9 protein-coding genes are annotated in these 11,987 nt (G+C 42.8%); all 9 read right to left on the bottom strand.

Annotated elements, in window-relative coordinates:
* Nucleotides 1–167 precede the first annotated feature (167 nt).
* Nucleotides 168–1,646, bottom strand: a complete 1,479-nt coding sequence (der, locus tag M1F26_RS07170; RefSeq protein WP_094961719.1) for a ribosome biogenesis GTPase Der — start codon at nucleotides 1,644–1,646, stop codon at nucleotides 168–170.
* 129 nt (nucleotides 1,647–1,775) lie between these two features.
* The gene (gene bamB / locus M1F26_RS07165; RefSeq protein ID WP_094961718.1) at nucleotides 1,776–2,948 is read right to left on the bottom strand and encodes an outer membrane protein assembly factor BamB; all 1,173 of its coding nucleotides are present in this window, start codon (nucleotides 2,946–2,948) and stop codon (nucleotides 1,776–1,778) included.
* 20 nt (nucleotides 2,949–2,968) lie between these two features.
* Entirely contained in the window at nucleotides 2,969–3,592 is a 624-nt protein-coding gene (locus M1F26_RS07160; protein ID WP_004264893.1) for a YfgM family protein, read from the bottom strand.
* A gap of 10 nt (nucleotides 3,593–3,602) precedes the next feature.
* Nucleotides 3,603–4,880 (bottom strand): histidine--tRNA ligase, encoded by a 1,278-nt coding sequence (gene hisS / locus M1F26_RS07155; protein ID WP_318837665.1) that lies wholly within the window; start codon nucleotides 4,878–4,880, stop codon nucleotides 3,603–3,605.
* A 219-nt stretch (nucleotides 4,881–5,099) separates the two neighbouring features.
* On the bottom strand, nucleotides 5,100–6,218 hold the full coding sequence (gene ispG / locus M1F26_RS07150) for a flavodoxin-dependent (E)-4-hydroxy-3-methylbut-2-enyl-diphosphate synthase (protein WP_140172321.1): 1,119 nt from the start codon (nucleotides 6,216–6,218) through the stop codon (nucleotides 5,100–5,102).
* Between the two features lie 192 nt (nucleotides 6,219–6,410).
* Entirely contained in the window at nucleotides 6,411–7,355 is a 945-nt protein-coding gene (rodZ, locus tag M1F26_RS07145; protein ID WP_140172320.1) for a cytoskeleton protein RodZ, read from the bottom strand.
* 202 nt (nucleotides 7,356–7,557) lie between these two features.
* On the bottom strand, nucleotides 7,558–8,739 hold the full coding sequence (locus tag M1F26_RS07140; protein WP_004912645.1) for a bifunctional tRNA (adenosine(37)-C2)-methyltransferase TrmG/ribosomal RNA large subunit methyltransferase RlmN: 1,182 nt from the start codon (nucleotides 8,737–8,739) through the stop codon (nucleotides 7,558–7,560).
* 161 nt (nucleotides 8,740–8,900) lie between these two features.
* Nucleotides 8,901–9,326 (bottom strand): nucleoside-diphosphate kinase, encoded by a 426-nt coding sequence (ndk, locus tag M1F26_RS07135; RefSeq protein ID WP_004264899.1) that lies wholly within the window; start codon nucleotides 9,324–9,326, stop codon nucleotides 8,901–8,903.
* A gap of 277 nt (nucleotides 9,327–9,603) precedes the next feature.
* Entirely contained in the window at nucleotides 9,604–11,925 is a 2,322-nt protein-coding gene (gene pbpC / locus M1F26_RS07130; RefSeq protein ID WP_140172319.1) for a peptidoglycan glycosyltransferase PbpC, read from the bottom strand.
* Nucleotides 11,926–11,987 lie beyond the last annotated feature (62 nt).

Below are 11,987 nucleotides of genomic sequence, written 5' to 3'. Positions count from 1 at the left end.
TTTGATTCTTACCCTTACGTTCATCATGATATATGCTAGTAACGTAAGGGCGATATTCATTCTTAAAGTATTATCCAGATAATATTAAAAAGCCGTAACATAATGACTTTGTTACGGCTTTTATGCGTTCAATAGGGCTAATTAAGCTTTCATCAGCGCCTTATTGACTAGCGTTTTTTCAAATGCTGCATTAAACGCTTACGCTTACGCAACTGGGTTGGCGTTAACTTATTTTTCTTATCTGCATAAGGGTTTTCTCCCTCTTTAAACAGAATTCGAATTGGCGTTCCCATCACTTGCAATGAACGGCGGAAGTAATTCATCAAATAACGCTTATAGCTATCTGGTAAATCAGAAACTTGGTTACCGTGGATCACCACAATTGGTGGATTGTGTCCCCCAGCATGGGCATACTTCATTTTAACACGACGACCACGAATAAGCGGTGGTTGGTGCTCATCTTCTGCCATCTTCATGATGCGCGTTAATAATGCCGTTCCCACTCGACGAGTTGCAGATTCATAAGCTTCTTGCACTGATTCAAATAGGTTACCCACGCCACTGCCATGCAATGCAGAAATAAAGTGAATTCGTGCGAAATCAACAAAACCAAGACGCAGTTCAAGCATGTCTTTTACGTGCTCGCGGTCTTCTGGCTTCATACCATCCCATTTATTGACTGCAATCACCAATGAGCGCCCCGCATTGAGGATAAAGCCAAGTAAAGATAAATCTTGGTCTGAAATACCTTCGCGTGCATCGATAACTAAGAGTACGACGTTCGCGTCTTCAATCGCTTGCAATGTTTTGATAACAGAGAATTTTTCCACTGTTTCTGTAACTTTTCCACGCTTACGCACACCGGCGGTATCGATTAAAATATACTCACGCTCATCGCGTTCCATTGGGATGTAAATGCTGTCACGTGTGGTCCCTGGCATATCAAACACCACAACACGCTCTTCACCTAAAATACGGTTGGTTAATGTCGATTTACCGACATTCGGACGGCCAACGATGGCTAATTTAATCGGTAATGTTGTTGGATCGAAGTCATCTTCTTCGTCTTCATCAAGCTCACCTTGAGCTTCTAACTCTGCCCAATATGCCGCATTTTCTTCTTCTTCGGTCAGTTCGACTTCTTCTTCATCTTCAGCAACAAAAGGTTTTAACGATTGTTCTATTAACTGAGTGACACCGCGGCCATGTGATGCAGCGATAGGATGAATTTCCCCTAAACCAAGAGAGTAAAAATCCCCGATTGCTGTTGTGACATCAATACCATCTGTTTTGTTTGCCACTAAATAAGTTTTTTTCTTGCGGCTACGAAGATGTTTGGCAATGCCTTCATCAGCGGGCATTAACCCGGCTCTTGCATCGACCATAAACAGAACAATATCTGCCTCTTCAATTGCTTGCAAGGACTGTGCGGCCATGTGCGTTTCTACGCCTTCCTCAGTCCCATCGATACCACCCGTGTCGATAATAATGAATTCGTGACCTTCAACTTCTGCACGACCATATTTGCGATCACGAGTCAGACCGGGAAAGTCCGCTACTAATGCGTCACGGGTACGGGTTAAACGGTTAAATAACGTGGATTTTCCTACGTTTGGACGCCCTACCAGCGCTACGACGGGTATCATTCTTAGATGCCTCACAACTTTTATTAACTAAAGGAATTCTGAGGCTTTAACTCAGAAAACAAAAAACGAAACGGCTCCTGTGTTCAGGAACCGTTGATTTTATCGATAAATTGGCGGTTTGTCAGAAAATTAACGTGTTAACAGGTAAACTGTTCCGTTTTTTGTCTGAACCATTAGTTTATCACTTGCAACCACTGGGCGACTGTGAATACCAGAGCTGTTTAGTTTGTTTTGTGCAACAAACCCACCCGTACTCATGTCTAACCAATGCAGATAACCCTCTTTGTCACCGACAACAAGATAGCCATTATACATTTCTGGTGCAGATAACCCGCGGTTTAGTAAGTCTTCCTGTGTCCACAGTGTCACACCATCGCTTTTACGAACAGACAATACGCGGTCACTTTGGTCAACGAGGTACAGGTTTTCACCTGACATTACCATATCATTGATTGAGCCCAGTTCACGTTTCCATAGGATTTGACCTGAACGCATATCCAGTGCTGCCAATGTGCCATTATAAGCAATCGCATACACTTTGCCGTCATCAATAATTGGTGTCATATCGACATCATTTAAGCGGCCGATTTCTGTAGAACTGGTCACTTGCGAAATGCGTTGCTGCCAAATTAATTGGCCTTGAGACAATAACACTGCACTGACACGACCGTTATCCCCCCCCACAATCGCAGCACCAAAGGCAACTGCTGGAGCAGATTCACCACGTAATGACAACGATGGGGTATCCATGTTAACAGTCCACTTGATTTCCCCGCTATTGACGTCTAAAGCTTGCAGTTGACCATTACTGGTATGAATAACAACAAGGTCATTACTCACTACAGGTTTAGAAAGGGCTTCACCTGCAACTTCGACATCCCAAGCGACTTGACCATCTTCTTTGTTAAGAGCGATAACTGTTCCACGCTCAGTACCCACAAAGATTTTGTCGCCATCAACGGTTAAACCACCGGATAATAATGCAGATAAATTAGCAGAAAGAAAACCCGTTCGTTTAGATAAATCTACTGACCATAGTTCTTTACCACTGTCGAGTTCAAAGGCTTTAACTAAACCTTTTCGGTCTGCTGCATAAACGGCTGAGCCATCCCAAACCGGTGATAATTCAGAATAAAATTGTTCAACACCATTTCCAACAGATTTATCCCAAACAATTGATGGGGTGAATTGATTTTCAACCTGTGGAAGTGGCGCCATAATAATAGAATCAGTTTCGCTGGAACAACCGGCAAGTAAAGCTGAAGCGACTAGGCCAACTAAAAGTGTTTTGCGCAACTGCATGTTTGTCGTTTCCTTTCTTCTTATGAATTAGATACGTTGTTCAATTTCAGAGTCAAAATACCTCTAATAGATTGAGAGCCTTCACTTTCTAACCCCTGAGTGTAAGCGGCTTTTGCGCCTGCTTTATCACCCTTGTGGAGTAAGGCATCGCCACGGACATCCTGTGCCGTTGCTTGCCATGACTTACTTTTAATATTTGCCACTGACGCTATCGCGCCATCAGCATTACCTTGAGCCAATTGTACTCGTGCTAAACGCAAGTTAATTAAATCTTGCATATCCACAGTTTTTGCTTTGGCTAATGCATTGGTCAATGCAGTTTGTGCGTTAGCTAAATCACCTTTATCCACTGCAATTTGCGCAAGCTCTAAACCCATCATCGCACTGTATACATCGTCAGTTTCAGCCGCAAATTTTTGCGCCGCAGCAATAGCCTGATCTGAACCCGAACGTAATTGGGCGTTTACTGTTTCAAATTTTTGTGCACTTTCTTGCAGTACATTGGTTTTATGGGACTGCCAGTAGTTCCAACCAAATACACCACCAACGCCAATGACGAGACCAATAACTAATGCCACGCCATTATTCGCAAAAAAGCGTTTAATCGCATCGACTTGATCATTTTCGTTTGTATAGACTTCCACTTGTCTCTCCTTAACCTAATAATTCGGCGATGCGTGACGCCATAAGTTGCTGCGAAATAGTTTCTTGTACGCCAGTACGTAAGTCTTTCACTGTGACTTGGTTATTTTTAATTTCATCTTCCCCCAAGATTAGTGCAATTTTAGCGCCTTGTTTGTCCGCTCTTGCTAACTGTTTCTTGAAGCTACCACCACCGTGGTTAGTCATTAACCGTAGTGTTGGTAGTGCATCACGGACTTTTTCAGCCACTAATATCGCTGCTTGTTGGCTATTTTCGCCAAAGGAAGCAAGATAAACGTCAGCGACTGAAGCATCCGCTGTAAATTCAGGGTTCACTTCTTGGACTAATAACACCATGCGTTCCATACCCATGGCAAAACCAACCGCAGGTGTTGCACGACCGCCTAATTGTTCAACTAGGCCATCATAACGGCCACCCGCACAAACTGTGCCTTGTGAACCCAGCGCCGTGGTTACCCACTCAAAAACAGTGCGGTTATAGTAGTCAAGACCACGAACTAAACGTTGATTTACGCGGTATTGAACCCCAGCAGCTTCTAACAACTTGCATAAGCCATCAAAGTGCTCACGTGATTCGACATCAAGGTAAACAAACAGTTCAGGTGCATCATTCAATAAAGCCTGAATTTCTTGATTTTTTGAGTCCAAAACACGTAAAGGATTTGTGTACATCCGGCGTTTGCAGTCTTCATCCAGCTTATCTTTATGCTGTTCTAAGAAAGCAACTAAAGCCTCACGGTAATTAGCTCGCGCTTCTAATGAACCAATCGAGTTCAGCTCTAATGTTACATGCTCACTAATTCCTAACGCTTTCCACCAGCGCGCTGTCATTAAAATAACTTCAGCATCGATATCAGGGCCTGCAAGACCAAAAACTTCAGCCCCTAACTGGTGAAATTGACGATAACGACCTTTTTGTGGGCGCTCATAACGGAACATTGGGCCTAAATACCACAAACGCTGTTCCTGATTGTACAGCAAACCATGCTCAATACCTGCACGCACACAACCTGCGGTATTTTCAGGGCGTAATGTCAGACTTTCATCGTTACGGTCATTGAAAGTGTACATTTCTTTTTCAACGACATCCGTCACTTCACCTATCGCTCTGCGAAATAGCGGGGTCTGCTCTACAATCGGGGTACGAATTTCACTAAAACCATAACCCTGTAAAATATTTTTTAATGTTGCCTCGATTTTCTGCCATACACGCGTGTCAGCTGGCAAGTAATCATTCATGCCGCGAATGGCTTGGATATTTTTTCCCACTTTATTTCTCTATTTTCAGAATTACATTAGTTTGATTATAAGAGCGAAATATCATCTGGTTCAATCAACAAACACCAATTACTGATACTAATCGGGATTTATCTGTTAATTTGTACGGTGAGCGACCGATTTTAGAAAAAAATGCGGATAATTGATATAGCGTTTGTTCTAAATACGCCAAACGACTCTATGAGTCGCTTGGCATTAGAATACACAAAATTAATCTTTTAAGTTGACTTCAATCCGCTTGCTTTCATCCATCATCGCTGCTTTTGCTCGAATTTTAGCCTCTAATTGGTCGATGATGTTGTCATTATCAAAGCGCTCTTTTTGACGTTTACCGTCTTCATAGAAACCACTCTTGGTTTTTGCGCCTGCAACACCTAGCGTAGAAACTTCCGCTTCACCGGGGCCATTGACCACACAACCAATAATCGACACATCCATTGGCGTAATGATATCTTCTAAGCGCTGTTCTAACTCATTCACCGTGCCTATCACATCAAATTCTTGCCGTGAGCAGGTTGGACAAGCAATAAAATTAATGCCACGCGAACGAATACGCAGTGATTTTAAAATATCAAAACCGACTTTAACTTCTTCAACAGGGTCTGCAGCCAAAGAAATACGCAGAGTATCACCGATACCTTCAGACAGTAACATTCCTAAGCCAATCGCTGATTTTACGGATCCTGCACGTGCGCCACCCGCCTCGGTAATACCTAAATGCAGAGGTTGATCAATTTTATTCGCTAATAAACGGTAAGAGCCGACAGCTAAAAATACATCAGAAGCTTTTACACTGACTTTGAATTGGTCGAAATTCAGCCTATCTAAGATGTCCACATGGCGCATTGCCGACTCAACTAAGGCTTCAGGTGTTGGCTCGCCGTACTTCTCTTGAATATCTTTTTCAAGGGAACCACCATTAACCCCAATACGAATTGGAATATTGTAGTGGCGTGCGCAATCAACAACTTGGCGAATACGTTCTTCGCTACCAATATTACCTGGGTTAATACGCAAGCAATCAACGCCGTATTCCGCTACTTTTAATGCAATACGATAGTCAAAATGGATATCCGCCACCAATGGAACATTAACTTGTTGTTTAATCAGTTTAAATGCTTCAGCGGCATCCATGGTAGGAACAGAAACACGCACAATATCAACACCCACGCGCTCAAGGGATTTTATTTGGCGAACTGTGGCTTCGACATCAGTTGTACGAGTATTGGTCATTGACTGGACAGCGATAGGAGCACCATCGCCTACAGGTACGCTACCTACATTAATACGGGTGGATTTACGTCTTTTTATCGGTGATTCATTATGCATTTTGGTTTAATTCTCCGAACGTCCATGTGCTCTTTGTTACCGTGGTACTTTTTGTGCCTATAGTACTCTTTGTTACCGTGGTATAGTTTTAACGATTATTTTTATACGCTCAACTATACACAAGAAAGCAAACCATAGCCTATCAAAAAAGATGTTTTCGGATATAGTTTGCTTCTTTTTGCCTATTTGTTTTTAGGCTTCAGGTAACTTCAATTTTGCTGGACGTTTCGCTTTAATAAAACGGCTTAAATCAACAGCGTTACCTTGGAACTGTACCGTCACATTCGCCGGCGCACCAATGTTCAGACGATAAGGTTGCGGACCATCAAGTTCCAGCTTATCCCCATTATTTTTGGTACCACTGAATAAAATTTTATTATTCGCATCACGAATTTCTAACCAACACTGCCCAGTAAAATTCAAGACCAGAGCTTGGCTACTCACTGCAACAGGTTCAGTCGTTTCTGTATTTTGTGTTCTATCTAATGCAACTGAAGATTGTGGTGCATTCGGTAATGGAATTGTTCTAACTGGCTCTGTAACAGAGTCAGCCGTTAATACGGGCTCTTGGCCTTGTAATTCAAGTGTATTTTCCTGTGTAACAGGCGCTGTATCCGTTGAGACTATCTCTGTTGAAGCCGGCAATTCAACGGGGGTTGTGCTGTTATCTTGCTGAGACAAAATCAAATCATTTTGATTTGCCATTGAAACTAATTCATCTTTTTGTGCGTTATGATCTTGCCACCACCATACACCAACCATTGCAATGAGGACGATCACAATCAACCAAGTCAGTTTCATTAACCAACCTTCGCGCTTTTTACGCTTTTTCCCTAAAGAATAGCTTTGCATAGGAGAAACTTTGGCTAATGTGACGGGCTCTTCCGTTTTCATATACGTTTTTAATTCGCTTTCTGATATGCCTACCATGCGTGCATAAAGGCGAATATAACCACGTAAAAATGTCGGTTCGACCCCAGCGGGTGCAATGTCTTGTTCTATCTCTTTTACCGTACTGATTTTAAGGCATAATCGTTCTGCAACAACATCTTGGGTTAGCCCCATGCGCTCACGTGCTTGCATCAATAATTGTCCGACTGTCGTCGTAGTCTGTTCGGTATTATTTTCGATAGTCATTTGCTGGCAACACTATTTCCAAGTTTAAAAGATATAAAGCAAACATTGAGCAGCTTTATTCGTCAATAATTTATCATCATGTTGAAACAACAATTAAATTTTTCTTATTGCTTCAACTATTGTAGGTGAACAAAGGCGTTTTGCCTAACTCTAAAACGCCCTAAATCATCACCTAATTCACTGATTCAAGCCTATTTATAAATCAGACTGTTTTTACCTTGATAGGTTCCCCTGCTAAGCGTTTTTTCAACGTTCGTTTTGTTCTGTCGATCACGTCGCCAGCAAGTTGCCCACAGGCAGCATCAATATCATCACCGCGTGTTTTGCGCACTATCGTGGTAAAACCATATCCCATCAATACTTTACAAAAACGGTCAATACGACTATTCGAACTTCTACCGTATGGCGCCCCTGGGAACGGGTTCCATGGAATTAAGTTAATCTTACTCGGTGTATTTTTTAAACATTCCGCTAATTGATGTGCTTGCTCAACACTGTCGTTAACGTGATCTAACATCACATATTCAACGGTTACTCGTCCTGCATTGGCATTCGATTTTGTTAAATAACGATTCACACTGTTGAGGAAGGTTTCAATATTGTATTTTTTATTAATTGGAACAATATCGTCGCGAATATCGTCTGTTGGCGCATGCAACGAAATCGCTAACGCAACATCAATCATATCGCCTAGCTTATCCAGTGCAGGTACAACACCCGATGTTGAAATCGTTACGCGACGCTTAGATAACCCAAAACCGAAGTCATCTAACATAATTTCCATCGCAGGAACGACGTTATTCAAATTCAGCAATGGTTCGCCCATACCCATCATTACGACGTTGGTAATTGGACGGCGTCCACTGGATTTCAGTGAACCAATAATTTTTGCAGCTCGCCAAACCTGACCAATGATTTCCGAAACACGTAAGTTACGGTTGAAGCCTTGTTGCGCCGTGGAACAGAATTTACACTCCAGCGCACAACCAACCTGTGAAGAGACACACAATGTTGCACGATCTGCTTCTGGGATATATACAGTTTCAACCAGTTGGTCACCCACTTTGATAGCCCACTTAATGGTACCATCTGATGAGCGCTGTTCGTCAGCGACTTCCGGTGCACGGATTTCCGCGACTTCTTTTAGTTTTGCTCTAAGAACTTTATTAATATCGGTCATTTGGTCAAAATCATCATAGCAATAATGATAGATCCATTTCATGACCTGATCCGCGCGGAACGGTTTTTCACCCATTTGAGCAAAGAACTCACGCATTTGCTTGCGGTTTAAATCAAGTAAATTGGTTTTTTGATTCGTTTTTTCTGGCGTGACAGAAATAGCAGAAGAAGTTGCACATTGTGCATCTGTTGTCATATCAGACATGGTGTATTGCCTCGTTGTTACACTTTCGGCAGTGCTAGTGGTGAGTATAGCACGACGTAATTTTTGCGGTCTTAAAAATATAATCGCCCCGCTAATCATAGCAGGGCGTCGCATTGTACAAACTTTATAACAATAATGCTAATGCATTAGTTAAAGAAGTCTTAGCGTGGGCAGATTTCATCAGCAGTGAAGAAATACGCGATTTCACGAGCAGCAGATTCTTCAGAGTCTGAACCGTGAGTTGCGTTTTCAGTGAAGCTGTCTGCGTAGTCTGCACGTAAAGTACCTGCTAACGCGTTATCTGGGTTAGTTGCGCCCATCAGGTCACGATGACGTTGGATTGCATTTTCACCTTCTAACACTTGCAGCATGATAGGGCCTGAAGTCATGAATTCAACCAGACCTTCAAAGAAAGGACGGCCTTTGTGTTCAGCGTAGAAGCCTTCAGCTTGCTCACGAGTTAAATGCATCATTTTAGCGGCGATGATTGTGAAACCCGCGCTTTCAAAACGGTTGTAGATTGCACCAATAACGTTTTTCTTCACAGCGTTTGGTTTAATAATAGAAAATGTACGTTGAACAGTCATAAATAACCTCTTAGCGATTCATTAGGCCTTTATTCTTTATTCTTCCCTGTAACTTAGGATGCAAGAACTTAAAATAGGCATGTTGTAGTTTTTTATATTATTTCTAATTCTATTGTTAGGCTTTTAAACTTCAAAAGCAACCATGTCTAGGAAAAAGAAAAATAAGGCGATGATTATAGGGGCTCTGATTACAATTTCCTACAGTCACAACAACATTTTGTTAAACTTTTTATAGCAAAAAACACTATTTTTTCGGGTAAGTCACGTTTTTCATCTATTACTTCACTCTAAAACTCATTGCCGTCACTTGGCCGCTTAAATCCAATACCGAAATTTGGTAGTTTCCACTTTTATCGAGTGTCAGCAAAATAGAACCATTTTGCTCTGTTGTGTTCACCTGTTCTCCATTTAAGAACCACCATTTCTGACCCTGCCCACCCTGTGTGACTAAACGCAAATCTAAACTGATTTTTCCTGGCAAGCGCTGTAATACTTCACCATCACGTATACCGGAAATCAATAATGGCGGTGTTTCTAATTTCAATGGAGGGCAAGCTAAATCTGCTTTAGGTAACCGATTTTCTCGTTTTTCACTACTCGGTAACCATGACTCCACCGTAATCGGCCATAAATGTACCTCTTTTTCCTGTGCATTCGGGCAATCTGCCGCCACTTGTAGCCCTTTGTTATTTACCCAGATTTTTTGTCTTAACCCTAAGAGTGACTCTTGGTCTCGTGCCATTAAAGTAGGCGGAATGGTATTATCCAAGATCCAACTTAGGCGCCTTTGGCGGCAATTATTATCATCTTTCAGTAATGCCGTTCCTCCCGGCCAGCAAATCACTGCTTGGCTAACACTGGCAGGCTTCACATCTTTCGGTAACGGTTCATGAGATAGGTAAATTTTGCTCAGTAACATTCCATTGATTTGATTCATAATCGGGATAGCAGTGGCAAAGCCTAGCTGTCCTGCAACAGGCGTTGCATCCGGTCGTCCGACCCAAACGCCGATGGTATAACGCGGATTAACACCAATCGCCCACGCATCTCGATAACCATAACTGGTTCCCGTTTTCCATGCTAAATTAAGTTGCCCTGATAAATTAGCCTCAGGAACAGGGCGTGCTTCCCCGCCCATAATACGGCGCACTATCCACGCGGCTCCCGGTGACATCAGCGCTCTATCGCGAATTTTATCGGTTGGTTTAAAACGTAGCGGCGACACATTACCTTTTCTCGCAAATGCGCTGTAAGCGGAAACCAAATCTTCCATCCGTGTGGCTGTGCCGCCTAAAATCAGCGACAAGTTTGGTTCACTCCCTAACGGAAAGCGCAGCTCAGTCCCAACATTACGCAGTTGAGCCGTAAATCGTTTACTACCATACACATCTAATAACTGAACTACGGGTAAATTTAATGAACGAACGAGTGCATCACTAACACTCACTGGCCCATTAAAACCACTGTCAAAGTTCCCCGGACGGTAATCATTAAAGCGCCTCGGTACATCTTGTAATAACGACTCCGCATGGATGAGCCCGTCATCCATCGCTAATGCATATAAAAAAGGTTTTAACGTTGAGCCTGGAGAGCGCCAAGCGCTAATCATGTCCACATGACCAAAACGGCTATCATCTTGGAAATCAATTGAGCCAATATAAGCTTTTACTGCCATATCCGTATGATCAACCACCAAAATCCCCAGTGAAGTTTGTTTTGGTAGTTGGTTTTTCCAATTCATTGCCATGTCTTCCAGTTGCCTTTGCAAACTGGCGTCGATAGTGGTTTCAATGATGGGGTCTTGCGTATTTTTAGTCACACGCCTTGCAAGCAAAGGAGCAGAATGCGGATTCTTCCGCGGTGCTAGCCAAATTTGTTCTTGTTTAATATCGGCAACTTTTTCAGGGCTCCAAACTTGGTATTCCTCTAACCTGTCTAACACCTTATCACGAGCGGCTTGTGCCCTTTGTGGATAACGGTCTGGCCTTAAACGGCTAGGAGCTTGAGGTAGAACAGCAAAGAGAGCCGCTTCACTCGCCGTCAATTTTGCTGGTGACTTATTCAAATATACCCAGCTAGCGGCTCCAATACCTTCAATGGTTCCACCATACGGAGCGCGGTTTAAATACATTTCTAAAATTTCATCTTTTGAGTAGTGATACTCAAGCTGAGCCGTACGCCAAAGCTGTTTCAGCTTACCGCCCAATGTTCTTTCATGGGGATCAATTAACCGTGCAACTTGCATCGAAATGGTACTACCGCCCGACACAATACGCCCTGAACTCACAAACTGCCCCGCGGCCCTAACTAGCGAAAACGGGTTTACCCCCGGATGGCGATAAAAATGGCGGTCTTCATACGTTAATAACGCTTCAATAAAATCAGGAGAAACCTCATCGAGTGTAACCGGAAAGCGCCAAATACCTTCTTTGTCTGCAAAGCGCCACAATGGTGTGCCATCCGCAGCAACCACAGTTCGAGCCATTTCAATTTGCTTAATCGGCAACGGCCATATTTTATCAGCCGCTAGAAAAGCCAGTGGCAAAATAATGACCAACAGAACCAGTGCAATGCCTGTGCGGCGTAACCATTTTTTCATTGATGGGAGTACCGAAAATAAATTAAAAGAGCCCTTATACTTTATATATCAATATATAAGGG

Source organism: Providencia sp. PROV048 (genome assembly GCF_033688165.1).
In the GTDB taxonomy this organism is placed as follows: Bacteria; Pseudomonadota; Gammaproteobacteria; order Enterobacterales; family Enterobacteriaceae; genus Providencia; species Providencia hangzhouensis.
Note: the sequence above shows the minus strand (reverse complement) of the source record. Positions and strands in the feature narration are given on the sequence as shown.

Coding starts and splice junctions, on each gene's coding strand:
- M1F26_RS07140 (WP_004912645.1), bottom strand. CDS start 8,739: ATGTCTGATATGACAACAGATGCACAATGTGCAACTTCTTCTGCTATT.
- bamB (WP_094961718.1), bottom strand. CDS start 2,948: ATGCAGTTGCGCAAAACACTTTTAGTTGGCCTAGTCGCTTCAGCTTTA.
- der (WP_094961719.1), bottom strand. CDS start 1,646: ATGATACCCGTCGTAGCGCTGGTAGGGCGTCCAAACGTAGGAAAATCC.
- rodZ (WP_140172320.1), bottom strand. CDS start 7,355: ATGACTATCGAAAATAATACCGAACAGACTACGACGACAGTCGGACAA.
- ispG (WP_140172321.1), bottom strand. CDS start 6,218: ATGCATAATGAATCACCGATAAAAAGACGTAAATCCACCCGTATTAAT.
- ndk (WP_004264899.1), bottom strand. CDS start 9,326: ATGACTGTTCAACGTACATTTTCTATTATTAAACCAAACGCTGTGAAG.
- pbpC (WP_140172319.1), bottom strand. CDS start 11,925: ATGAAAAAATGGTTACGCCGCACAGGCATTGCACTGGTTCTGTTGGTC.